We start from the raw sequence: 23,696 nt of genomic DNA on the forward strand, positions 1-23,696 counted from the left end.
GGCTTGTTTCTCCTCAACGCGGTGTCGAAGGACTGAATGAACCGGAGGCGGCGTCGAGCGCGATGTTCAGCGCCAGCACGTTGACGCGCGTCTCGCCCAGGAAGCCCAGCAGGGGCTTCTGCGTGTTCCTGTCGATCAGCGACTGGACCTGCGCGAGCGGCATGCCGCGCACGCGCGCCACGCGCGCCGCCTGGTATTGCGCGGCGGCCGGGCTGATGTCGGGGTCGAGCCCGCTGGCCGAGGCCGTGACCAGGTCGACGGGCACCGGCGCGGTGTTGTCCGGATCGGCCGCACGCAGCGCTTCCACGCGCGCCTTCACCGCATCGGCCAGCGCGGGGTTGAGCGGCCCCTGGTTCGAGCCGCCCGAGGCGCTCGCGTTGTAAGGCTGCGGCGCGGTGGCCGACGGACGGCCCCAGAAGTGCTTCGGGTCGCTGAAGTTCTGGCCGATGAGCTTCGAGCCCACCGTGGTGCCGTCGAGCACGATCAGGCTGCCGTCCGCCTGCGCGGGGAATGCCGTCTTCGCGACGCCGGTGACGGCCATCGGATAGATCAGGCCGGTGAGCGCGCTCAGCAGCACGAAGAGCACGAGCGCGGGGCGGACGATGCCGCCCTCGCTGCCATTGCTGTTGCCATTGACGATGTTGTTGTTCATGACGGAATACTCCTCAGACGAGATGGACGGCCACCAGCAGCCAGTCGATCAGCTTGATGCCGATGAAGGGCACCAGCAGGCCGCCCAGGCCGTAGATGGCGAGGTTGCGGCGCAGCAGCGCGGCGGCGCCCACCGGCCGGTAGCGCACGCCCTTGAGCGCCAGCGGAATCAGGAACACGATCACCAGCGCGTTGAAGATCACCGCGCTCAGGATCGCCGACGACGGGCTCGCGAGCCGCATCACGTTGAGCGCGCCCAGCTGCGGGTAGGTCGAGATGAAGATCGCCGGGATGATGGCGAAGTACTTCGCCACGTCGTTCGCGATCGAGAAGGTGGTGAGCGAGCCGCGCGTCATCAGCAGCGCCTTGCCGGTTTCCACCACCTCGAGCAGCTTGGTCGGGTTGGAATCGAGGTCGACCATGTTGCCGGCCTCCTTCGCGGCTTGCGTGCCGCTGCCCATGGCCACGGCCACGTCGGCCTGCGCGAGCGCGGGGGCATCGTTGGTGCCGTCGCCGGTCATGGCCACCAGGCGGCCCTCGGACTGGTACTGGCGGATCAGCGCGAGCTTGTCCTCTGGCGTGGCCTCGGCCAGGAAGTCGTCCACGCCGGCTTCGGCGGCGATGGCCGCGGCCGTGAGCTTGTTGTCGCCGGTGATCATCACGGTCTTGATGCCCATGCGGCGCAGCTCGGCGAAGCGCTCCTTGATGTCGGTCTTGACGATGTCCTTGAGCTCGACCATGCCGAGCACGCGGTTGCCCTCGGCCACTGCCAGCGGCGTGCTGCCGCGGCGGGCGGCTTCCTCGGCCGCGCGCAGCACCTCGGGCGCCATCACGCCGCCGAGCGCTTCCACGTGGCGGCGCACCGCGTCGACCGCGCCCTTGCGCAGCAGCACGTCGTCGGTGTCCAGGCTGTTCGGCGCGGCCGGCAGGTCGACGCCGCTCATGCGGGTCTGCGCGGTGAAGGGTACGAAGCGCGCACCGTCGACGGGCGTGGTGTCCAGGCCGTCGCGACGGGCCAGCTCGACGATGCTGCGGCCCTCGGGCGTCTCGTCGGCCAGCGAGGCGAACATCGCGGCGCGCGCGAGGCGGGCCTTCGGGATGCCCGGTGCCGGCAGGAACGAAGTGGCCTGGCGGTTGCCGTGCGTGATGGTGCCGGTCTTGTCGAGCAGCAGCACGTCGACGTCGCCGGCGGCTTCCACGGCGCGGCCCGAGGTTGCGATCACGTTGGCCTGCATCATGCGGCTCATGCCGGCCACGCCCACGGCCGACAGCAGGCCGCCGATGGTGGTCGGGATCAGGCACACCAGCAGCGCGACCAGCGCGGTGAGCGACACCACCGTGCCGGCGCCCGCGGCTTCCACGCTGAAGACCGAGAACGGCAGCAGCGTGACGGTGACCACCAGGAACACGATGGTCAGCGCCACCAGCAGGATGGTCAGTGCGATCTCGTTGGGCGTCTTCTGGCGCTTGGCGGCCTCGACCATGCCGATCATGCGGTCGAGGAACGATTCGCCCGGGTTCACCGAGATGCGCACCACCAGCCAGTCGGACAGCACGCGGGTGCCGCCCGTCACCGCCGAGAAGTCGCCGCCCGATTCGCGCACCACGGGTGCCGATTCGCCGGTGATGGCGCTCTCGTCGACCGAGGCCACGCCTTCGATCACTTCGCCATCGAGCGGGATCACGTCGCCGGTCTCGACCAGCACCACGTCGCCCTTGCGCAGGTTGGGCGCCTGTTCGGGAAGCCACTGCGCGCCGTGGTGCGGCTCGTGCAGCTTCTTGGCCCAGGTGTCCTTGCGCAGGCCGCGCAGCGAGGCGGCCTGCGCCTTGCTGCGGCCCTCGGCCAGCGCTTCGGCGAAATTGGCGAACAGCACGGTGAACCATAGCCAGATGGTCACGGCCAGCACGAAGGCGGGCTTCATGCCAGTGTCGCCCGGGAAGCTCAGCGCATGCACCCAGAGCACCGTCGTGAGGATGCTCCCGATGTAGACGATGAACATCACCGGGTTGCGCCACTGCGTGCGCGGGTTGAGCTTGGCGAAGGCGGCCCACAGCGCGGGCTTGACCAGCGCCGCATCGAACAGCGAGAGGGAAGTTTTTGTTGTCTTGGCAGTCATGGTGCGCTCCTTCTCATTTCCAGAGCACGAGGTGTTCGACGATCGGGCCCAGGGCCAGCGCCGGCACGTAGTTGAGCAGGCCGACCAGCAGCACGGTGCCGATCAGCAGGGAGACGAACAGCGGGCCGTGCGTGGGCAGCGTGCCGCTGGTGACGGGCAGGCGCTTCTTGGCGGCAAGAGCGCCGGCCACGGCGAGCACCGGCACGATCATCGCGAAGCGGCCGAGCCACATGGCGAGCGCGAGCAGGCCGTTGTAGAAGGGCGTGTTGGCCGACAGGCCCGCGAAGGCGCTGCCGTTGTTGTTGGCGGCCGAGGTCAACGCGTACAGGATTTCGGAGAAGCCGTGCGCGCCGGGGTTGGCGATGCCGGCCTTGCCGGCGTCCGCGATCACCGCCACCGCGGTGCCGGCCAGCACCAGGATAGGCGTGACCAGGATGGCGATGGAGATCAGCTTCATCTCGCGCACCTCGATCTTCTTGCCGAGGTACTCGGGCGTGCGGCCGATCATCAGGCCGGCGATGAACACCGCGAGCATCGCGAAGATCAGCATGCCGTAGAGGCCCGAGCCCACGCCGCCGAAGACCACTTCGCCGAGCTGCATCAGCACCAGCGGCACCATGCCGCCCATCGGGGTGAGCGAGTCGTGCATGCCGTTGACCGCGCCGCACGAGGCGGCCGTGGTGATGGCCGCGAAGAGCGAGGAGGCATCGATGCCGAAGCGCACCTCCTTGCCCTCCATGTTGCCGCCGGCCTGCAGCGCGCCCTGCACCTGGTCGACACCCAGCGAGGCCAGCAGCGGATTGCCGGCCTGCTCCGCGGGCGTGATGACCATCACGGCGACCACGAACATGACCGTCATCGCCGCGAGCACGGCCCAGCCCTGGCGCATGTCGCCGACCACATGGCCGAAGGTGAAGCACAGCGCAGCCGGGATCAGGAAGATCGCGAGCATCTGCAGCAGGTTCACCAGCGCCGTCGGGTTCTCGTACGGATGCGCCGAGTTGGCGTTGAAGAAGCCGCCGCCGTTCGTGCCGAGCATCTTGATGGCTTCCTGCGAAGCGACCGGGCCCATGGCGAGCGTCTGCGTCTTGGTGGTGGCGTCTTCCATCACCGGCTGGCCCTTTTCGTCCTTCAGCGGCTGGCCGTCGGCGCCGTTCTTCGGCTGCTGGAAGGCAGTGGTCTCGAGCGTGCTCACTTCCTTGTAGGCGTCGAAGTTCTGGATCACGCCCTGGCCGGCGAAGACGACGGCGAGCACGAACGAGATCGGCACCAGCACCCACAGCGTGACGCGCGTGATGTCGGCCCAGAAGTTGCCGACCAGGCCCTTGCCGTCGCCGCGCCGCGCGAAGCCGCGCACCAGCGCGAAAGCCACGGCGATGCCGGTGGCGGCCGACAGGAAGTTCTGCACCGTGAGGCCGAGCATCTGCGTGAGATAGCTCATGGTGGATTCACCGGCATAGCCCTGCCAGTTGGTGTTGGCCACGAAGCTCACCGCGGTGTTGAAGGCCGAGTCGGGCGACACGGCCGCCATGCCGGCGGGGTTGAGCGGCAGCCAGCCCTGCAGCCGCTGCAGGGCGTAGACGAAGATCGCGCCGATGGCATTGAAGGCCAGCAGCGCGAAGGCATAGCGCAGCCAGTGCATCGACTGCTCGGGCTTCGTGCCCGCGAGCTTGTAGAGCGGCGCCTCGACGCGCTGCATCCAGCGCGGCACGCGCTCGTTACACAGCGCGGCAAGGAACTTGCCGACCGGCCATGCGAGCAGTCCCAGCAGGACCAGGAAAAGGGCCAGCAGGCCCCAGGCGGAGGTGCTCATTTCAGAATTCCTCCGCGCAGATCAGCGCGAACACGAGGTAGGCAAAAAGAACCACGGCGATCAACGCGCCGAAGCCGTAGAGAACCTGGAGGCTGATCACGATGACGCTCCATCGGCGGCGACGTTCGACGCCTTGTTCGACGGCTTAGGCGCATCGAGCCTGTTCAGCCCGATCACCATGGCTCCCACCACGGCCCATAGCGCCAGCAAGGCGCCCATCCAGACGATGTCCATACATCACTCCTGCAAACGAGAAAAGATGGGCTTCAGTCTCGGCAGTCGGGCGTCAAAACGGGGGAAAGAGTGGTGGGGTGGGCGTAAAGAAAGCGTAAAAACGCGGGGCTCCAGGGCTATTCAGAGCTTGAAACTCGGGGGCAGACGGTTAGGTCCTGCATGGGAGGGACCGCGTCGAAGGCGGCGTAATTGCCGTCGTGATCGGTCCAGTCAGGCGGATGGACGTTCGAAGAGACGTGCAGCTTCACGCCATCGAAAAGAGTCCGCACCGCATGCGCCGTCACGGCCGCGCGTCGCTGTGCCAGTTGCCTTGCATCGGGTGCGGTATCGCGCGCCACGCCCTCGAGGTCGACCGAGTCCAGGTTTGGGTACAGGCGACGGAAATGATCCAGCCGATTGGCGATCAGCGCGATCTGGTCGCGCTCCAGGACTGCGGAGCCTTCGGCGAAGACGACGACGGTCGAAGCCCAATGTCTGCATTCCTGCGCCGTTGCGCAGATGTTCAAGCCGCCGAGGACAAGCAGGACGAGGCCGGCGCGTTTTCTTGCCCTCATCTCCGACGGCCTCCCTCCACCATCTGGCATGGACATTCATGCGGACAGGCGGGAAGGAAGTCGATCTCCACCCGCTTGACGTCTTCCCTGCCCAAGGCGCCTGCAGGATAGACATGACCTTTCATCGGAAGAGTGACCGTCGGTGCGCTGAAACGCAGGCTCTCATCGAGGATGCGAGCGACATTCCTGGCCCGCTCCATTGCCAGGCTCCGCGGTTCCTGCTCTCCCTGCTCGGCGTTGGCTCCCATGCTTATCGACTGGCGATTCGGATACCTCTCGCGAAGCATCGCGGTCCAGTTGGCCAGCCTCGACACCTGTTCGGCCGAGACCCTGGACGAATTCCGCTCGAAGAACACGTCGATGCTTTTCCCGGGACTGCAGGCGATGGCGGCAGGAGCGGCAACAGCGAGCAAGATCGCGATCGATCTAGTCCACATAGCGCTCACCCCAGACAACATAGCCGGCAAGGTTGTCGGCATTCGCTTTCAGGTTCTTTCTCCCGCCTGCAACGGCTTTCAGCGAGTCCTTCATCTTGTAGACGTCGTCGAGACTGCCGAAGCAGTCATCGAAGTGGGTCACTTCGTGAATCAGGCTCAGGAACTTCGAATCGGACTCCGCAGAGAACTCCCGCAAGTCACAAAAGTCGATGTGAATCCCGATGGTGCGATTCGCGATGTCCGCCCTGCAGACCCCCGCAACGACGCCGCCTGTGTCTTTGGGAAGCACGCAATTGATGTTCTTCCTGGTCAATTCGGAGTATCTGACGAAGTTGCTGCAATCCAGTCCGCGAAGCACACCGACACAGGCTGTGAAACCTCTTTGCAGGTATTGCCGCATCGGTTGATCTGCGACTCCGAACCACTCCTTCACCCGATCCTGCGCCTCCTGATCCCAGCGCTCCAGCTCGGGCAGTCGCCTTCTTGTCAAGAGCGTCACCGCGCGGTCACGGAGCTTCAGCATCAGCGTGCAGAACTCCTTGTTCGTCATGTTCGGGCAGATGTTTTCTGTCTGCTCGGCCTCTGGCGGATGCGTCACCAAGGCGTCGACCACTTTTCTGCTCGCCTCGATGACTGCTGAATCCCTCGTGAACCATCCCGGCAACGCCGTGAAACCAGGCTCGAATTCATTCGCAGCCCAGGCCATTTCATCGTCGTAGACCGGCGCATACGGCAGCCTGGAAACAAGCGGCGGCGGCACCGGGCAGTGGCACACCACCACGTCACCCTCGAGAGCTATCTCCGCGCCGTGGAAACATCCCCTGCGAGGCCCGCCGGCCTTGGCAATGATGCCGACGCTGTTGCAGCCCTCGCAGTAGGCCCGCCCGCCGACGAGCGCGAAGCGGCTTTCGAAGACATCCGACATGTGGCCGTCATAGGGCAGCACTGCGCCGCCCGGCGCCGGTGGATCACCCACCACGATCACCTTCCGCATCATTTCCGTGAATCTCCAGGTTGAGGACAGCAACTTGTAGAGAGCCCGGGTTACGCCGCCACCAATCGCCGCGGGCAATTGCCGGCGGAGCGACTTTTTTCACGGCATCTGATCGGCACGACGGGATGAGAGGACTGTCACAACCCGGCTGCCTCGCACGTCTGTGGTCTGCGGTATTTCCCGCTCGACTCCTGGAGACCCAGACATGCACTGCCTTGCGCAAATAGCCCCGGCCTATGACGGCCATTGCGATGCCTTCATCGACAGGCAACCGGTATCAACAAATAATCAAAGTATTTTCTTTGATTAATAATGGACGTCGTATGAACAAGCAATCAAGGGCCTGGCTGGGTGCCGGCCTCGCGACATTGGTATTGGGAGGCGCCGGCTTCGGGCTCGCCACGAAGCTCAGGCCGGCACATGCGGAGGGTGGAGGCGGCATGCCGCCCGCCAAGGTGGCTGTGGCCGCCGCGCAGAAGACGGAAGTGGCGCGCTTTCTCGGCGGCATCGGCACGCTGGAGGCCAACCGGCAGGTGGAGGTGCCGGCCGAAGTGGAGGGGCGCATCGCGAAGATCCTCTTCACACCCGGCGCCGAGGTGCGGGCCGGGCAGGTGCTGGTGCAACTCAACGACGCGCCCGAGCAGGGCGACCTGGAACGCCTGACGGCCCAGCGCGCCAATGCGAAGGCGCTGCTGGAGCGCACCCGCCGGCTGGTGCCGCAGCAGGCCGCCACGCAGGAGCAGCTCGAGCAGGCGCAGGCCGCGTTCGACCAGGCCAGCGGCGAGCTGCGCCGCGTGCAGGCGCTGCTCGACCAGAAGCGCATCAAGGCGCCCTTCGACGGCGTGCTCGGCATCCGCCGCGTCAATCTCGGCCAGTTCGTGCGGGCCGGCGACGCGCTGGTCTCGCTCACCGACAGCCGCACGCTGTTCGCCAACCTCACGCTGCCCGAAACCGCCCTGCCCGTGCTCAAGCGCAACCAGCAGGTGGCGCTTTCGGTCGATGCGTATCCGGGCCGCGTGTTCCAGGCCAGGCTGAGCACCATCGAGCCGCAGATCGGCAGCGACACGCGCACCGTGCGCCTGCAGGCCACCATCGACAACGCCGACGGCGCGCTCACGCCGGGCATGTTCGTCAACGGCAAGGTCGCGCTGCCTGCACGGGCCGACGCCATCACGGTGCCCGAGACCGCCATCACCTACAGCACGCACGGCGACTCGGTCTTCGTGGTGCGGCCCGCCGAGAAGGGCGACGGCTTCACCGCGCAGCAGGTGTTCGTGAAGGCCGGCGAGCGGCAAGACGGCCTGGTCGTGATCGAGAAGGGCCTCTCGCCCGGCGACAGGGTCGTCACCTCCGGTCAGCTTCGCCTCTACACCGGCGCGCCCGTGATGCCGACGGCGAAGGACACGCTGGCCCTCGCGCAGGAAGCCAAGTCATGAAGTTCACCGACCTCTTCGTGCGCCGGCCCGTGCTGGCGCTGGTGGTGAGCACGCTCATCCTGCTGCTGGGCGCGCGCGCCCTGGGCGACCTGCCGGTGCGGCAGTACCCGCTGACCGAAAGCACCACGCTCACCATCACCACGCAGTACCCCGGCGCCTCGCCGGAGCTGATGCAGGGCTTCGTCACGCAGCCGATCGCGCAGGCGGTAGCGACCATCGAGAACGTCGACTACCTCTCGTCGTCGTCCACGCTGGGCCGCAGCGTGATCAGCGTGCGCATGAAGCTCAACGCCGACGCCAACCAGGCGCTCACGCAGGCGATGGCGCAGGTCAGCCAGGTGAAGTACCGGCTGCCGGCCGAGGCCTTCGACCCGGTGATCCTGAAGTCGTCGGGCGAGGCCACGGCCGTGGCCTACGTCGGCTTCTCCAGCAAGACGATGCCGATGCCCGCGCTCACCGACTATCTCTCGCGCGTGGTGCAGCCGCAGTTCGCCTCCATCACCGGCGTGTCGGGCGTGGAAGTGTCGGGCGGGCAGACGCTGGCGATGCGCGTGTGGCTCGACCCCAACCGCATGGCCGCGCGCGGCATCTCGGCCGGCGAGCTGGCCGACGCGCTGCGCCAGAACAACGTGCAGGCCGCGCCCGGGCAGGTGAAGGGCCTGTACGTGGTGTCGAACATCCGCGTGAACACCGACCTGGTGAATGTTGCCGAATTCCGCGACATGGTCGTCAAGCGCGAGGGTGACGCCATCGTTCGCCTGGGCGACGTGGCCACCGTGGAACTCGGCGCGGCCAGCGCCGACAGCAGCGCGACCATGGACGGCGTGCCCGCCATCTACCTCGGCCTGCAGGCGGCGCCCAACGGCAACCCGCTGGTGATCGTGAAGCGCATCCGCGAACTGCTGCCCGGCATCAAGCAGAACCTGCCGCCGGGCGTGGAGGTGCAGTTGCCCTTCGAGCTGGCCCGCTTCATCGAGGCGTCCATCGACGAGGTGCGCCACACGCTGCTGGAGGCCATCGCCATCGTGGTGATCGTGATCTTCCTGTGCCTGGGTTCGGTGCGCGCGGTGCTGATTCCGGTGGTGACCATTCCGCTGTCGATGCTGGGCGCCGCCGCGCTGATGCTGCTGTTCGGCTTCAGCATCAACCTGCTGACGCTGCTGGCGATGGTGCTGGCCATCGGGCTGGTGGTGGACGACGCCATCGTGGTGGTGGAGAACGTGCACCGCCACATCGAGGAAGGCAAATCGCGCGTGCAGGCCGCATTGATCGGCGCGCGCGAGGTGGCCGGCCCGGTGATCGCGATGACGCTCACGCTGGCAGCCGTGTATGCACCCATCGGCCTCATGGGCGGGCTCACGGGCTCGCTATTCAAGGAGTTCGCCTTCACGCTGGCGGGCGCGGTGGTGGTGTCGGGCGTGATCGCGCTCACGCTGTCGCCGGTGATGAGCTCGTTCCTGCTGCCGCAGGACGCAACGGGCAGCCGCATGGCGCGCGCCGCCGAGAGCTTCTTCCACCGCCTGGCCACGGGCTACGGCAAGCTGCTCGACGTGTCGCTGCACCACCGTTGGGCGACCGGCATCTTCGCGGCGCTGGTGCTGGCGAGCCTGCCCTTCCTCTACAACGCGGCGCAGCGCGAGCTGGCGCCCGGCGAGGACCAGGCCATGGTGCTCACCGCCATCAAGTCGCCGCAGCACGCCAACATCGACTACGTCGAGAAGTTCGGAAAGAAGTGGGACGACGTGTTCGCCTCGCTGCCCGAGAACACCGGCCGCTGGCTCATCAACGGCTCGGACGGCGTCTCCAACAGCATCGGCGGCGTGCAGCTTTCCGACTGGAAGGACCGCAAGCGCAATGCCGACCAGATCCAGGGCGACACGCAGGGCCGCATGAACGAGGTGGAAGGCAGCAGCGTCTTCGCCTTCCAGCTGCCCTCGCTGCCGGGCTCGACCGGCGGGCTGCCGGTGCAGATGGTGATCCGCAGCGCGGGCGACCACCGCACCGTGTTCGAGGCCATGGAGGCGCTGAAGAAGTCGGCGCGCGACAGCGGCAAGTTCATCGTGGTCGACAGCGACCTGGAGTTCAACAACCCCACGGTCGAGATCCGCGTGGACCGCGCCAAGGCCAACAGCATGGGCGTGACGATGAAGTCCATCGGCGACACGCTGGCGGTGCTGGTGGGCGAGAACTACGTCAACCGCTTCGGCATGGACGGCCGCTCGTACGACGTGATCCCGCAGTCGCCGCGCGAGCAGCGGCTGACGGCCGAGGCGCTCTCGCGCTACTTCGTGAAGAGCGCGAGCGGCCAGCCCGTGCCGCTGGCCAACCTGGTGCAGCTGTCGACCAGCGTGGGGCCCAACAAGCTCACGCAGTTCAACCAGCTCAACGCGTCCACCTTCCAGGCCATTCCGGCACCGGGCGTGACCATGGGCGACGCGGTGGCCTTCCTCAGCGAGGAGGCGAAGAAGCTGCCGGCCGGCTTCAGCTACGACTGGCAGTCGGACGCGCGGCAGTTCACGCAGGAAGGCTCGGCGCTGGTGATGGCCTTCGTGTTCGCCATCGTCGTCATCTACCTGGTGCTGGCGGCGCAGTACGAGAGCCTGCGCGACCCGCTGATCATTTTGATCAGCGTGCCGATGTCGATCTGCGGCGCGCTGGTGCCGCTGGCACTGGGCTTCGGCACCATCAACATCTACACGCAGATCGGGCTGGTGACGCTCATCGGGCTCATCAGCAAGCACGGCATCCTGATGGTGGAGTTCGCCAACGAGATCCAGATGCACAAGGGCCTCGACCGGCGCGCATCGATCGAGGAGGCCGCGCGCATCCGGCTGCGCCCGATCCTGATGACCACGGCCGCGATGGTGGTGGGCCTGGTGCCGCTGCTGTTCGCAAGCGGCGCCGGCGCCAACAGCCGCTTCAGCATCGGCCTGGTGATCGTGGTCGGCATGCTGGTGGGAACGCTGTTCACGCTGTTCGTGCTGCCCACCATGTACACGCTGCTGGCGCGCGACCACCGCGCGGAGGGCCGCTCGCAGCGCGCGGCCGAGCTCGAGGCGCTGGCCGAAGGAGCATGACCATGAAACGACTCTTTTCCTGTACGGCCCCCTTCGCCTTGAGCCTGCTGATGCTGGCCGGCTGCGCCGTCGGGCCCGACTACAAGGCACCGGCCGACGCGCCGGTGGCCATCCGGGCGCCCGAGCGTTCGCTTTTCGCGAACGACGCGGTGCAGCGCGACTGGTGGCGCCAGCTCGACGATCCGCAGCTCGATGCGCTGGTCGACCGCGCCCTGGCCGAGAACCACGACATCCGCATCGCGCAAGCGCGGCTGCTGGAGGCGCGCGCCGTGCAGACCGAAGCCGAACTCGACCGCCTGCCGGTCGTCACCGCGAGCGCGAGCAAGACGCGCAGCATCGCGCAGGGCAACAGCGGTGCGCAGCCCGATGTGCGTTCGCTCTCGCAGAGCAGCCGTGCCGGCTTCGACGCCTCGTGGGAGATCGACCTGTTCGGCCGCCTGAAGCGGCTCGACGAGGCCGCCACCGCGCGCGCCGAGGCCAGCGCGGCCGATCTCGAACAGGTGCGCATCGTCGCGGTGGCCGAACTGGCGCGCAACTACTACGAGATGCGCGGCGCCGAGCAGCGCATCGCCGTGACGCGCCGAACCCTCGACAGCCTGCGCCAGAGCCTGCGCGTGACCGAGGCGCAGGTGCAGACCGGCCGCGGCCTCGAAGGCGACCTCGCGAGCGCGCAGGCCAACCTCGCGGCCACCGAAGGCGATCTGCCAACGCTCGAAACCACGCGCCGGCAGGCCGCCTACCGCGTCGCGGTGCTGGCCGGCCTTCGCCCCGGCGAGCTGGAGCCCATGCTGCAACCGCGCCAGCTGCGCGTGCTCGACAAGCGCCTGCCCGTCGGCAACCTGGCCGAGCTGCTGCGCCGCCGCCCCGACGTGCTGCGCGCCGAGCGCGGCCTCGCGGCCAGCACGGCCGACGTGGGCGCGGTCACGGCCGAGCTGTATCCGCGCTTCGACATCGGCGGCTTCCTGGGCTTCGTCGCGCTGCGGGGCTCCGACCTCGGCAGTTCGTCGAGCCGCGCATTCAGCGTGACGCCGGGCGTGAGCTGGCCGGCCCTGCGGCTGGGCTCGGTGAAGGCCCGCGTGCGCGGCGCCGAAGCCCGCGCGCAGGGCGACCGGGCGCTCTACGAGCAGACCGTGCTGCGCGCCATCGAGGACGTGGAAGGCGCCCTCACCGGCTACGGCCAGAACCAGCTGCGCCTGCAGCGGCTGGTGGAGGCCTCGGCCCGCAGCAGCCGCGCCGCCGAACTGGCCGAGGTGCGCTACCGCGAGGGCGCAGCGCCCTACCTGAGCGTGCTCGACGCCCAGCGCACCCTGCTGCGCGCGCAGGACGCGGTGGCACAGGCCGAGACCGCCTCGTACACCAGCCTCGTCGCGCTTTACAAGGCACTGGGTGGCGGCTGGCAAGCACCCGCGGTGGCAGGGGGAGCGCCAACCACCTGACAATGGTGCTGTTTTCCATGTCCGAAGCCGCCATGTCCACCCCCGATGCAAAGCCAACCTGGATGCCGCACCAGCCGGCAGACCGCATCCTCTCGACGCTCAAGACCCGCGGCGCGCTCGGCATTCCCGACATCGCCAAGGTGCTCAACGTCACGGTGGAGGCGGTGCGCCAGCAGATGGCCAAGCTGGAGGCCGAGGGCCTGGTCGACTCCGAGAGCCGCTCCAGCGGCCGGGGCCGGCCCACGCAGATCTGGCGACTCACCGGGGAAGGCCACAAGCGCTTTCCCGACACGCACGCCGAGATGACGGTGCAGATGATCAGCGCCGTCATCAGCGTGTTCGGGCAGAAGGGCATGGACCAGCTCATCGGCGCGCGCGAAGCCACCATGCGCGCCAACTACACCGAGGCCATGCGCGGCGCGCGCAGCCTCAAGACGCGGCTGGAGCGGCTGGCCGAGATCCGCAGCCGCGAGGGCTACATGGCCGAGTTCCGGCCCGACGAGCAGGGCAACGGCTTTCTCTTCATCGAGAACCACTGTCCCATCTGCACCGCGGCACAGGCCTGCACGGGCTTCTGCCGCAGCGAACTGCAGCTCTTCGACGAAGTGCTGGGGCCCGACGTGAGCGTCAGCCGCGTCGAGCATGTGCTGGCGGGCGCGCGACGATGCGCCTACCGGGTCGAACCCAAGGCGAACGCCTGAATCCCTTTTCTTTTTTCACAACCACCCACGAGGAAATCACGATGGAACACAAGCTCCCACCCCTGCCGTACGCACTGGACGCGCTGGCACCCGAGTATTCGAAGGAAACCCTCGAGTACCACTACGGCAAGCACCACAACGCCTACGTGGTGAACCTCAACAACCTGCAGAAGGGCACCGAATTCGAATCGATGACGCTCGAGGAGATCGTCAAGAAGTCCAGCGGCGGCATCTACAACAACGCCGCGCAGATCTGGAACCACACCTTCTTCTGGAACTGCATGAAGCCGCAAGGCGGCGGCGCTCCCACCGGCGCGCTGGCCAAGGCCATCGAAGCCAAGTGGGGCAGCTACGACGCCTTCAAGGAAGCGTTCGTGAAGTCGGCCGTGGGCAACTTCGGCTCGGGCTGGACCTGGCTGGTGAAGAAGGCCGACGGCTCGGTGGACATCGTGAACACGGGCGCCGCCGGCACGCCGCTGACGACCGCCGACACCGCGCTGCTGACGGTGGACGTCTGGGAGCATGCCTACTACATCGACTACCGCAACCTGCGCCCGAAGTTCGTCGAGACCTTCCTGGCCAAGCTGGTCAACTGGGACTTCGTCGCCAAGAACTTCGGCTGATCGGCTGACGCCGCTCAGTTGTTGATCAGGTTCAGGATGTTCCCGTCCGGGTCCTTGAACCACGCGACCTTCATGTCGCCCATGACATGGAGGTCGCCGACCAGCTTGGTGTCGGGCATGTCGTAGTGCTCGAAGCGCACGCCCCTGGTCTTCAGGGCCTCCACGATGCGCTCGATGTCTCCGTCGACCGACCATGTCACGGCCGTCGCCTGGTTGGTGCCCGCGAACTGCGAGCGGTACACGTTGATGCGGGTGCTGCCGCTGCGATAGACGATGACCTCGTCTCCCTCCGCATCGACCTGCGACAGGCCCAGCGTGTCTTCGTAGAAGCGGCGGGCCGTGGCGAGGTCTTTCACCGCCAGGTTGGCCACCGCGTTGATGTTTCCGAGCATGCGAGTCTCCTTCCAGGCCCGGTGCGCCGCGGAAGGGCGTCGGGCTTGCCAAAAATACTCAACCATGCGGTGCAGTATTTGCGTCGGACGGGGCGCTGTCAAGGCATCGGAAAATGGGCCCCCGCAAGTCGATACGTGCCCCATCGCGAATGAAGAAATCCTTCTTACGCAGCTTCCGGCACACTGCACCCCCGGTGCAGTGACGACGGCAACGACTGCAACCCCGAATCGACTCCGACAAAGAGACAAACCCATGATCCGCAGACACCTCGGCAAGCTGGCCACCTCGCTGGCCTTTTCGCTGGCACTCCCGCTGGCCCTCACCGCCACCGCCCACGCGCAGACCGCGTCCTACCCCGCCAAGCCCATCCGCATGGTCGTGCCCTTCCCGCCCGGCGGCGGCACCGACATCCTGGCGCGCCTGGTGGCCCAGAAGCTCACCGAGGCGAAGCACTGGACCGTGGTGCCCGACAACCGCGCGGGCGCCGGCGGCACCATCGGCATCGCCGAAGCCGCGCGGGCCGCCCCCACGGGCTACGACATCGTGATGGGCCAGAAGGACAACATGGTCGTCGCGCCCTGGCTCTACAAGAACCTGAGCTACAACCCGGTGAAGGACCTCACGGCCGTGGCCCACGTGGCCTACACGCCGGTGGTGATCGTCACGCAGGTCAACTCCAAGTTCAAGACGCTCGACGACGTGGTGAAGGCCGCGCGCGCCGCGCCCGACACCGTCACCTACGGCTCGCCCGGCAACGGCACCACCATCCACCTGGCCGGCGAGATCTTCAACGGCGCCGCCAAGATCAAGATGCGCCACGTGCCCTACAAGGGCTCCAACGCAGCCATGATGGACGTGCTCGCGGGCAACGTCGACCTGATGGTGTCCTCCGTGCCCTCGGCCATGGCGCAGATCAAGGCCGGCAAGCTGCGTCCGCTGGCCGTCACCTCGGCCAAGCGCAGCACCTCGCTGCCCGACACGCCCACCGTGGCCGAGCTGGGCTACAAGGACTTCGACGTGAGCACCTGGTACGGCCTCTTCGTGCCGGCCGGCACGCCGAAGGACGTGGTGACGGCACTGAATACCGAAGTCAACAAGCTGCTGGCCACACCCGAGATGAAGGCGGCCATCATCGCCCAGGGCGCGGAGCCGCAGAGCATGACGCCCGAGCAGTTCGGCACGCTGCTGAAGACCGACTACGAGAAGTGGAAGGGCATCGTGCAAGCCTCGGGCGCGACAATCGAATAAGGCCGCGCGCCGCAGAATGGTGTCTCCAGAACAGGCCGCAACGGCACGGAGACACCGATGGTTCCTTCCCTTCCCCTGAAGACGGCCGCCCTCGCGGCGGCTGTCGCCCTCTTCCAGGGCTGCGCCCAGACTCCCGCGCAGAAACCTTCAGACGCCACCGTCGCCGCCCACGTGGCGGCAGCCACGAAGGCCGCGGGCACCGACCTCGGGCCGCTGCTCTCGCTGTGCAAGCCCGCCCCCGCCACGCGCCCGCCGCAGGAAGAGCTCGACAAGGGCCTGCCCCTGCTCATCAACAAGCCCGCGCCGCCGCCGGCCAGGGCCTTCGACAACCTCTACTTCGTGGGCGCCGACTGGGTCAGCGCCTGGGCCATCAAGACATCGGACGGCATCATCCTCATCGATGCGCTCAACAACCAGGTGGAAGCCGCCGCGCTCATCGAAGGCGGCATGCGCAAGCTGGGCCTCGACCCGGCGCAGATCAAGTACGTGATCGTCACGCACGGCCATGGCGATCACTACGGCGGGGCACCCTATCTCGCGCAGAAGTACCGCGCGCGCGTGGTGATGAGCGATCTCGACTGGACCATGACCGAGACCAAGCTGGAGTTCGCCACGCCCGTCTGGGGTGCGCCTCCGAAGCGAGACATCTCGGTGAAGGATGGCGACCGCGTCACGCTCGGCGACACCACCGTCACGCTCTACCTCACGCCGGGCCACACCATGGGCACGCTCTCGCCGGTGTTCGACGTGAGCGAGAACGGCAGGAAGCACCGCGCCATGCTCTGGGGCGGCACGGGCTTCAACTTCGGCAAGGACGTGCCGCGGCTGGACAGCTACATCGCATCCACGAAGCGCATGGACTCGCTGGTGAAGACGCAGAACATCGACGTGATGCTGTCCAACCATTCGAACGTCGACAGCTCGCAGGCCAAGATGGCCGCGCTGCGCCAGCAGCCCGCTGGCGCAGCGAACCCCTTCGTGATGGGCACGCCCACTGTGGAGCGTGCGCTGAACGTGATGGGCGAATGCGCGCAGGCGCAGCGCGACAGGTTCGCGATGCAGTGAGCGGGCGCCGGGCTCAGTCCGGCGTGAACTTCGCGTTGAAGATGGCGACGTCGGGCTCCAGCTCGAATGTCGCCACCTGCCCCATCTTCCCGTCGCTCATGCGGCAGGCAGAGAACAGGCTGTAGCGCCCCTTGAAGCCGAACTCGTCCATCACGATCAGCGCGTAAGGGTACGGCACGAACACCTGGTGCTCGAACACGATGCGGTGCACGTTGCGCGGCGAGGGAAAGAGCTTGTACTCGCCGGTGTCGATGGCCTGTGCGGTTGCCATGGGAATGCTCGCTTTCCGATCAATCCGGATCGCGCACGTCGGCCACGGGCTTCGCGCCGAAGTCCGCGCGCGCCAGGTACTTCAGCACCTTGGCGGCTGCCGAGGCGGGGCTGTCGAGCATGCCTTCGTTCTTCATCTTCTCGAAGCGCGTGCGGTCCGGAAACTTCTCGGCCGATGCGCCGCGCAGCTGCACCTGCATGTCGGTGTCGATCACGCCGGGCGCGAGCGAGACGATGCGCGCGCCGTTCGGCGCATTCGCCTCCTCCAGCGCCACGGAGCGCGAGAAGTGGTCCATGCCGGCCTTGGCCGCGCAGTAGGGCGCCTGGCTGCCCATGGCGTTGCGGCCCAGGCCCGAGGAGATGTTCAGCACCTTGCGCGCGCCGCGCCATTCGCGCGTGGCGCCTAGGAAGGCCGCCGTCAGCAGCATCGGCGCTTCCAGGCCGATGCGCAGGGCCAGCGACAGCTCGGACTCCACGGCGCGCGACAGCGGCGCCGGGTTGCCGACGGTGCCGGCGTTGTTGACGAGCGTGACGCTGTCGAAGCGCTGCGCGTCGACGGTCTCGAGCCAGGCAGACAGGCGCTCGGCTGCGGCCACGGGATCGGACAGGTCCTGCTCCCATTGCGTGAGCTCGGCACCGCCGGCCTTGGCCGCTTCGGCCAGCGCGGGCGACTGCTTGCGCGAAATGCCGATCACCGTGTGGCCGGCCTGCAGCAGCTGTTCGGCCATGGCCTGGCCCAGGCCGCGCGAGGCGCCGGTGATGAGGGTGAGGTGGGAGGTGGACATGAAGATCGTGGTGGGGACAGAAAGAAAGACCGTGAGCTTAGGCGATGTACAGAGGGTCGGTGGAACCCGCGGTTGAACCAGCCGCTGCCGCAAGGAACCCGGCAGCGGGAGCTGAAGGACGTAGAAGGGTGTCCTTGGAAATGGACAAATCCCCCTTTCACATCCAAAATGTGGCGTATGAAGGACAAAATCAGACTGCCCATCGAGCTCGGGCAGGCCATCCAGCGCGCGCGAAAAGAAGGCCGCCTGAAGGCGACCGACATCGCCTCGCGGTCAGGCCGCGCGCGTAACGTCCTCTACCGCCTGGAACGAGGGGAAGACATCACCCTCGCCTCGCTTTTCGACATCCTGCGCGCCATGGATCTCACGATCCGCCTGGAACGCCTGGGCATGCCGACGCTGGAGGAAGTCACGGAGCGCTTCGGACAGGATGACGACGATGCTTCCTGAAAAGATCAAGCAGCTCGATGTCGAGATCGCCGGCGCGTCGGCCGGCCAGTTGCTCAGGCACTCGGTCTACGAGTTCCGGTATCTCGACGGCCGTACGGATCAGCCCTCGGTCGCACTGCTCATGCCGCCGACGCGTCCGACGTACCAGGACGGCGACCTCTTCGCAGTCATGGATCAGAACCTGCCCGAAGGCGACCTGTACCTGCGCCTGCGGGCGATGTTCCCCAAGCAGCAGCTCACGCCGATGCATTTGCTCGCAGTGGTCGGGGCCAACGGTATCGGGCGGCTGGGCTTCCGGCTGCCGGGGGCGCAGCCACTCGCGGCGCCTCGGATCATCGACCGCAAGACCTTGCTCGGAACCCGCTACACACCCGAGGTGTTCGACGACCTGGTTCGGGCGTACCTGAGCACGGGCGCCGGCATTGCGGGCATGCAGCCGAAGATCATGGTGCCGGATCGGGTCACCCTCCCTGTGCCCACGATCATCGTGAAGGCGGCCGCACCGTCCTATCCGGGCCTGTCGGCCAACGAGTTCATGTGCCTGACGGCCGCCGGCCACGCCGGCATCGAGACGCCCACGTTCGACCTCTCGGACGACGGGCAACTGCTGCTGGTCGACCGGTTCGACATTGCGGCGGACGGCTCTCGCATCGGTTTCGAGGACATCGCGGCGTTGATGAATCTTCGGGTGCGCGACATCCAATCAGATCGGAAGTACCACGGAAGCTACCAGCGCATCGCCGAGCTGATGCAATACCTTCAGCTGCCCAGCGAGAACCTCGAGCGCTTCTTCGAGCAGGTGGCATTCAGCATCATGGTGCGCAACGGCGACGGCCACCTCAAGAACTACGGCTTGCTCTACTCCTCTGCGGCTGACTGCCGCCTGGCACCGATGTTCGATGTGGTGACCACCGCGATCTACAGGTACACGCGCTATGAAGGCGGCCCCGAATTGGAAGACCGCACGCTGGCGCTCAAGCTCTTCGCCGGCAAGGGCCACACGAAAGCCTATCCGACCACCGAGGAACTGCTGCTGTTCGGCAGCAAAGTATGCGGGGTCGCAAAGCCCGCGCTCGCTCTCGCGCGAATCGCCGAGGGGATGCGCAAGACGCTGGATCAGGCGGGCCGCGACCAGCGAATCCCGAAAGATCTGCTGGAGAAGATGCGGGACACGTGGACCGACGGAATGATCTACGCCAAGGCGCGGTAGATCTCCGGATGCATCGGGCTCGTCCGTTCGAACACCGAAAGCCGCTGTCGCCAGTCAGTGGTTCGCGGACAAGACCTCCAGCCTCTAGCGGAACTGCTTGCGCAGGAAGTTGCGATGCCGCGCAATGTGCTGCATCTGCGCCGGCGCGATGCTGCCGCCCAGGTCGACCTCGTCCGCGCCGTTGAGCACCGCGTTGGCATTCGCCATCGCACGCGCGACGACTTCTTCCTCGCTCACGCCGAGCTGCGCCGCGAGGTCGAGCGCCACGCGCCGCATCGCGCGCTGCGAGAGCATCCACATCGCGCCGAAGCGGTCCCACGCGAGCGCGGCCTCCTCGGCCTTCTCGCGGTCGGCAAGGATCTCGTTGAGCGGCTTGGCCAGCACTTCGTTGAGCGCATCGAGCTTTTCCGTCAGCGCCTCGTTGCGCTCGATGGCTTCTTCGAGCGTCGGGCCGGTGTCTTCGGCCTTCGCCTTCGAAGGAGCCTCGGCCGGCGGAGGGACGAAGGCTGCTTCCGCATTTGCGGGTACCACCAGGAGCTGGTCTTTGAGGGTCATGTTCTTTCCTTTTCCGCCGGAGCGTTCTTCTTGTTGTTCGACATCGCGGTCGCGCGCAGGCCGGGCAGGTCGAGCACGCGCAGCCCGCCGTACTCCACGCGGATCAGCCCTTGCGCCGAAAGGCCGTTGAGCGCCTCGTTCACCCGCTGGCGCGAGAGGCCGACCAGGTAGGCCAGCTCCTGCTGCGTGATGCGCAGGACTTCGCCCACGCCCGGATACAGCACCGGGTTGAACAGCGACACCAGGTTGCGCGCCACCCGCGCGTCGGGGTTGTTGAGCCGGTCGATCTCCAGCGCCGCGATGAACTGGCCCAGCCGCTCGTTGAGCTGGTTCATCACGAAGCGGTTGAAGCCGATGGAGTGGTCGAGCAGCCAGTGGAAGCTCTCGGTCGGCAGGCCCGCGATCAGGCTGCGCCGCAGCGCCTGGATGTTGTATCGGTAGGGCTCGCGCTTCATCACCGTGCCCTCGCCGAACCAGCCGCCGGGCGGCACGCCGGTGTAGGTGACGGAGCCGCCGTCGGCGTTGTCGTTGCTCATCTTCAGCAGCCCTTCCACCACGCCGAACCAGTAGGTGGGCGAGCGCCCGACGCGGCAGACCAGGTCGCCGGGCTCGGCCTCGCCGATCACCAGCGCCGCCTCGGCGCGGCGGCGCTCGGCGGGCGTGAGCTTCGACAGCCATGGAATGCTTTCGAGCTCCGCGTCATTGGCGGGGCGCACGCGGTCCCTGATGGTCGAACCGCCGAGCGCGCTGTTGTGGTTGGGATTGCCGTGAGGCATCGGGAAACTCCGGGGAGTAGTGTCCCTAGGATTGTCGTTGGAACGACAACCGGGCGTCAAAGTGAGACCTACGATCCGCCCACTGTGCAAACAACCGCCCCCACCTTTCCCCGTCTGCTGCTCGCGCATGCCGAGGCCCGACCCGAGGCGCCCGCCATGCGCGAGAAGGACCTCGGCATCTGGCAAACCTGGAGCTGGAGCGCCGTGGCGCAGGAAGTTCGCGAGATCGCCTGCGGCCTCGCGAGCCTCGGCTTCAGGCCATTCGACAACCTGGCGATCGTCGGCGCCAACCGGCCGCACCTCTACATGTCGGTGGTCGCGGCGCAGAGCCTGCGCGGCGTGCCGGTGCCGCTGTACCAGGACGCGGTGGCCGGCGAGATGGTCTTCATGCTGCAGGACGCCGGCATCGAGTTCGTGATCGTCGAGGACCAGGAGCAGGTCGACAAGCTGCTCGAGTGCCGCGAGATACAGCAGGGCAAGCAGCCGGGCATCCGCTACATCATCTACGACGACCCCAAGGGCCTGCGCCACTACGACCAGCCGGGGCTCATGAGCTACGAGCAGCTGCGCGCGCTGGGCCGCGAGTTCGACAAGGCCAACGTGGGTCACTACGACCGCGCGGTGGCCAGCGGCGAGGCCGCCGACGTGGGCGTGATCCTCTACACCTCCGGCACCACCGGCCGCCCCAAGGGCGTGTGCCAGACGCATGCGAGCTTCATCGCGGCGGGCCGCGGCGGCGTGGAGACCGACAGGCTCGGCCCCGGCGACAACATCATGAGCTACCTGCCGATGGCGTGGGTGGGCGACCACCTGTTCTCGGTGGCGCAATGGCTGGTGGGCGGCTTCACGCTCAACTGCCCCGAGTCGAGCGAGACGGTGATGAACGACATGCGCGAGATCGGCCCGAGCTACTACTTCGGCCCGCCGCGCACCTTCGAGGGACTGCTCACGGCCGTGTCGATCCGCATGGAAGACGCGGCCGCGCCGAAGCGCTGGCTCTATGCGAAGTTCATGGCGCTGGCGCAGCGCGTGGGCGCGGACATCCTCAACGGTGCGCCGGTGGGCGCGCGCGACCGCCTGATGTACCGCCTGGGCGACCTGCTGATCTACGGCCCGCTGCGCAACGTGCTGGGCATGAGCCGCATCCGCGTGGCCTACACCGCGGGCGCCGCCATCGGGCCCGACCTGTTTCGCTTCTACCGCTCCATCGGCGTCAACCTGAAGCAGTTCTACGGTCAGACCGAGACCTGCGCCTACGTGTGCCTGCAGCAGGACGGCAAGGTCAAGCTGCAGACCGTGGGCACGGCCGCGCCGGGCATCGAGCTGAAGATCGCCGACGACGGCGAGGTGCTGGTGCGTGGCGTCTCGGTGCTCAAGGAGTACTACAAGCGCCCCGACGCCACCGCCGAGGTGCTGGACGCGAACGGCTACTTCCACACCGGCGACGCCGGCGTGCTCGACAGCGAGGGCCACCTGCGCATCATCGACCGCGCCAAGGACGTGGGCCGGCTCGTGGGCGGCGCGATCTTCGCGCCCAACTACATCGAGAACAAGCTCAAGTTCTTCCCGCAGATCAAGGAAGCCGTGTGCTTCGGCAACGGCCGCGACGAGGTCTGCGCAGCCATCAACATCGACTACGAGGCCGTGGGCAACTGGGCCGAGCGCCGCGGCCTGGCCTACGGCGGCTACGTGGACCTGGCCGGCAAGCCCGACGTGCTGGCGCTGGTGGCCGAGTGCATCGCCAAGGTGAACGCCGACCTCGCCGCGGAAGACGGCATGGGCGAGACGCAGATCGCGCGCTTCCTCGTGCTGCACAAGGAACTCGACCCCGACGACGACGAGCTCACCCGCACGCGCAAGGTGCGCCGCGGCTTCATCGCGGACAAGTACGCGGTGCTGGTCGACGCGCTGTACGGCGGCAAGGCCGAGCAGTTCATCGAGACCCAGGTCAAGTTCGAGGACGGGCGCACGGGCTCGGTGAGTGCCACGCTGAAGATCGTCGACGCGAAGCGCTTTCCGTTGATCAAGGCGGCCGCATGAACGCGCACAACCTCACCGAGGCATCCATGCTTGCAACAACGACCCGAGGCGGCCGCAAAGATGGCGAGGTCATCCTCGATGTGCAGAACATCAGTTTGAGCTTCGGCGGCGTGAAGGCACTGACGGACATCAGCTTCAACGTGCGCGAGCACGAGGTGCGGGCCATCATCGGGCCGAACGGCGCGGGCAAGAGCTCGATGCTGAACTGCATCAACGGCGTGTACTGGCCGCAGCAGGGCTCCATCACCTTCCGCGGCCAGACCTTCAAGCACATGAACTCGCGCCAGGTGGCCGAGATGGGCGTGGCGCGCACCTTCCAGAACCTGGCCCTCTTCAAGGGCATGAGCGTGCTCGACAACATCATGACGGGGCGCAACCTCAAGATGAAGAGCGGCCTGTTCGCGCAGGCGCTGCGCTGGGGCCCGGCCGAACGCGAGGAGCTCGCGCACCGCGAGTTCGTCGAGCACATCATCGACTTCCTCGAGATCCAGGCGCACCGCAAGACGCCCGTGGGCCGCCTGCCCTACGGCCTGCAGAAGCGCGTCGACCTCGGCCGCGCGCTCGCGATGGAGCCGCAGGTGCTGCTGCTGGACGAGCCCATGGCCGGCATGAATGTGGAAGAGAAGCAGGACATGAGCCGCTTCATCCTCGACGTGAACGACGAGTTCGGCGCGACCATCGTGCTGATCGAGCACGACATGGGCGTGGTGATGGACATCTCCGACCGCGTGGTGGTGCTGGACTACGGCAAGAAGATCGGCGACGGCACGCCCGACGAGGTGCGCAACAACGAAGACGTGATCCGGGCATACCTCGGCGTGGAACATTGAT

24 protein-coding genes are annotated in these 23,696 nt (G+C 67.1%); 11 read left to right on the plus strand and 13 right to left on the minus strand.

Annotated elements, in window-relative coordinates; translation table 11 throughout:
- Positions 1 to 13: 13 nt before the first annotated feature.
- The 8 genes from kdpC to ABL840_RS36615 all read right to left on the minus strand — a co-directional run bounded on the left by kdpC (position 14) and on the right by ABL840_RS36615 (position 6,803).
- Positions 14 to 652: a potassium-transporting ATPase subunit KdpC gene (kdpC, locus tag ABL840_RS36580; protein WP_093208259.1), complete on the minus strand. Its 639-nt coding sequence runs from the start codon at positions 650 to 652 to the stop codon at positions 14 to 16.
- Between the two features lie 13 nt (positions 653 to 665).
- Positions 666 to 2,768 carry a potassium-transporting ATPase subunit KdpB gene (gene kdpB, locus ABL840_RS36585; RefSeq protein WP_093307354.1) on the minus strand — a complete coding sequence of 701 codons (2,103 nt, stop codon included), beginning with the start codon at positions 2,766 to 2,768 and terminating at the stop codon, positions 666 to 668.
- A gap of 13 nt (positions 2,769 to 2,781) precedes the next feature.
- A complete protein-coding gene (gene kdpA / locus ABL840_RS36590) occupies positions 2,782 to 4,581 on the minus strand; it encodes a potassium-transporting ATPase subunit KdpA (protein WP_093307355.1) in 1,800 nt (599 codons plus the stop codon).
- A 1-nt stretch (position 4,582) separates the two neighbouring features.
- A complete protein-coding gene (gene kdpF, locus ABL840_RS36595) occupies positions 4,583 to 4,681 on the minus strand; it encodes a K(+)-transporting ATPase subunit F (protein ID WP_093208253.1) in 99 nt (32 codons plus the stop codon).
- Positions 4,678 to 4,815, minus strand: a complete 138-nt coding sequence (locus tag ABL840_RS36600; protein ID WP_176947648.1) for a hypothetical protein — start codon at positions 4,813 to 4,815, stop codon at positions 4,678 to 4,680. Before ABL840_RS36600 ends, kdpF begins: the two co-directional genes overlap by 4 nt.
- Before the next feature lie 116 nt (positions 4,816 to 4,931).
- Positions 4,932 to 5,369 (minus strand): hypothetical protein, encoded by a 438-nt coding sequence (locus ABL840_RS36605; protein ID WP_093307356.1) that lies wholly within the window; start codon positions 5,367 to 5,369, stop codon positions 4,932 to 4,934.
- Complete coding sequence (locus tag ABL840_RS36610; RefSeq protein ID WP_143043019.1) at positions 5,366 to 5,782, minus strand: OmpA family protein; 417 nt, start codon at positions 5,780 to 5,782, stop codon at positions 5,366 to 5,368. Before ABL840_RS36610 ends, ABL840_RS36605 begins: the two co-directional genes overlap by 4 nt.
- A 13-nt stretch (positions 5,783 to 5,795) precedes the next feature.
- On the minus strand, positions 5,796 to 6,803 hold the full coding sequence (locus tag ABL840_RS36615; RefSeq protein ID WP_093307358.1) for a hypothetical protein: 1,008 nt from the start codon (positions 6,801 to 6,803) through the stop codon (positions 5,796 to 5,798).
- A 320-nt stretch (positions 6,804 to 7,123) separates the two neighbouring features.
- Between ABL840_RS36615 and ABL840_RS36620 the strand changes: the two genes are divergently transcribed.
- The 5 genes from ABL840_RS36620 to ABL840_RS36640 are packed head-to-tail and all read left to right on the plus strand — an operon-like array spanning position 7,124 to position 14,073.
- Entirely contained in the window at positions 7,124 to 8,236 is a 1,113-nt protein-coding gene (locus ABL840_RS36620) for an efflux RND transporter periplasmic adaptor subunit (RefSeq protein ID WP_093307359.1), read from the plus strand.
- Positions 8,233 to 11,313, plus strand: coding sequence for a MexW/MexI family multidrug efflux RND transporter permease subunit (locus ABL840_RS36625; protein WP_093307360.1), 3,081 nt, complete (start codon positions 8,233 to 8,235; stop codon positions 11,311 to 11,313). Before ABL840_RS36620 ends, ABL840_RS36625 begins: the two co-directional genes overlap by 4 nt.
- Positions 11,310 to 12,749 carry an efflux transporter outer membrane subunit gene (locus tag ABL840_RS36630; protein ID WP_093307361.1) on the plus strand — a complete coding sequence of 480 codons (1,440 nt, stop codon included), beginning with the start codon at positions 11,310 to 11,312 and terminating at the stop codon, positions 12,747 to 12,749. The genes ABL840_RS36625 and ABL840_RS36630 overlap by 4 nt, the downstream gene beginning before the upstream one ends.
- A 32-nt stretch (positions 12,750 to 12,781) precedes the next feature.
- A complete protein-coding gene (locus ABL840_RS36635; protein WP_093307366.1) occupies positions 12,782 to 13,450 on the plus strand; it encodes a helix-turn-helix transcriptional regulator in 669 nt (222 codons plus the stop codon).
- A 41-nt stretch (positions 13,451 to 13,491) separates the two neighbouring features.
- Entirely contained in the window at positions 13,492 to 14,073 is a 582-nt protein-coding gene (locus ABL840_RS36640) for a superoxide dismutase (protein ID WP_418116123.1), read from the plus strand.
- Between the two features lie 14 nt (positions 14,074 to 14,087).
- Here ABL840_RS36640 and ABL840_RS36645 read toward each other — a convergent pair whose 3' ends face one another.
- Entirely contained in the window at positions 14,088 to 14,465 is a 378-nt protein-coding gene (locus ABL840_RS36645) for a VOC family protein (RefSeq protein ID WP_093307564.1), read from the minus strand.
- Positions 14,466 to 14,718: 253 nt separating this feature from the next.
- Here ABL840_RS36645 and ABL840_RS36650 point away from each other — a divergent pair, with 253 nt between their 5' ends.
- Complete coding sequence (locus ABL840_RS36650; protein WP_093307563.1) at positions 14,719 to 15,714, plus strand: Bug family tripartite tricarboxylate transporter substrate binding protein; 996 nt, start codon at positions 14,719 to 14,721, stop codon at positions 15,712 to 15,714.
- A gap of 57 nt (positions 15,715 to 15,771) precedes the next feature.
- Positions 15,772 to 16,779 (plus strand): MBL fold metallo-hydrolase, encoded by a 1,008-nt coding sequence (locus ABL840_RS36655; RefSeq protein ID WP_093307562.1) that lies wholly within the window; start codon positions 15,772 to 15,774, stop codon positions 16,777 to 16,779.
- Between the two features lie 13 nt (positions 16,780 to 16,792).
- Here the strand turns inward: ABL840_RS36655 and ABL840_RS36660 are convergent, their stop codons facing one another.
- Positions 16,793 to 17,050 (minus strand): hypothetical protein, encoded by a 258-nt coding sequence (locus tag ABL840_RS36660; protein WP_093307561.1) that lies wholly within the window; start codon positions 17,048 to 17,050, stop codon positions 16,793 to 16,795.
- A 19-nt stretch (positions 17,051 to 17,069) separates the two neighbouring features.
- A complete protein-coding gene (locus ABL840_RS36665) occupies positions 17,070 to 17,834 on the minus strand; it encodes an SDR family NAD(P)-dependent oxidoreductase (protein ID WP_093307560.1) in 765 nt (254 codons plus the stop codon).
- Positions 17,835 to 18,011: 177 nt separating this feature from the next.
- Between ABL840_RS36665 and ABL840_RS36670 the strand changes: the two genes are divergently transcribed.
- Positions 18,012 to 18,284, plus strand: coding sequence for a helix-turn-helix domain-containing protein (locus ABL840_RS36670; RefSeq protein ID WP_256228248.1), 273 nt, complete (start codon positions 18,012 to 18,014; stop codon positions 18,282 to 18,284).
- Complete coding sequence (locus tag ABL840_RS36675; protein ID WP_093307559.1) at positions 18,274 to 19,494, plus strand: type II toxin-antitoxin system HipA family toxin; 1,221 nt, start codon at positions 18,274 to 18,276, stop codon at positions 19,492 to 19,494. The genes ABL840_RS36670 and ABL840_RS36675 overlap by 11 nt, the downstream gene beginning before the upstream one ends.
- An 84-nt stretch (positions 19,495 to 19,578) precedes the next feature.
- Here ABL840_RS36675 and ABL840_RS36680 read toward each other — a convergent pair whose 3' ends face one another.
- Both ABL840_RS36680 and ABL840_RS36685 read right to left on the minus strand, forming a co-directional pair.
- Entirely contained in the window at positions 19,579 to 20,049 is a 471-nt protein-coding gene (locus ABL840_RS36680) for a hypothetical protein (RefSeq protein ID WP_093307558.1), read from the minus strand.
- Entirely contained in the window at positions 20,046 to 20,825 is a 780-nt protein-coding gene (locus ABL840_RS36685) for a Crp/Fnr family transcriptional regulator (protein ID WP_093307557.1), read from the minus strand. The genes ABL840_RS36680 and ABL840_RS36685 overlap by 4 nt, the downstream gene beginning before the upstream one ends.
- Before the next feature lie 84 nt (positions 20,826 to 20,909).
- On the opposite strand from ABL840_RS36685, the gene ABL840_RS36690 reads away from it, so the two are divergent.
- Entirely contained in the window at positions 20,910 to 22,865 is a 1,956-nt protein-coding gene (locus ABL840_RS36690; RefSeq protein ID WP_093196147.1) for an AMP-dependent synthetase/ligase, read from the plus strand.
- Entirely contained in the window at positions 22,862 to 23,695 is an 834-nt protein-coding gene (locus ABL840_RS36695; protein ID WP_093196146.1) for an ABC transporter ATP-binding protein, read from the plus strand. The genes ABL840_RS36690 and ABL840_RS36695 overlap by 4 nt, the downstream gene beginning before the upstream one ends.
- Position 23,696 lies beyond the last annotated feature (1 nt).

This window comes from Variovorax sp. NFACC27 (assembly GCF_048301545.1).
Lineage (GTDB): Bacteria > Pseudomonadota > Gammaproteobacteria > Burkholderiales > Burkholderiaceae_C > Variovorax > Variovorax gossypii.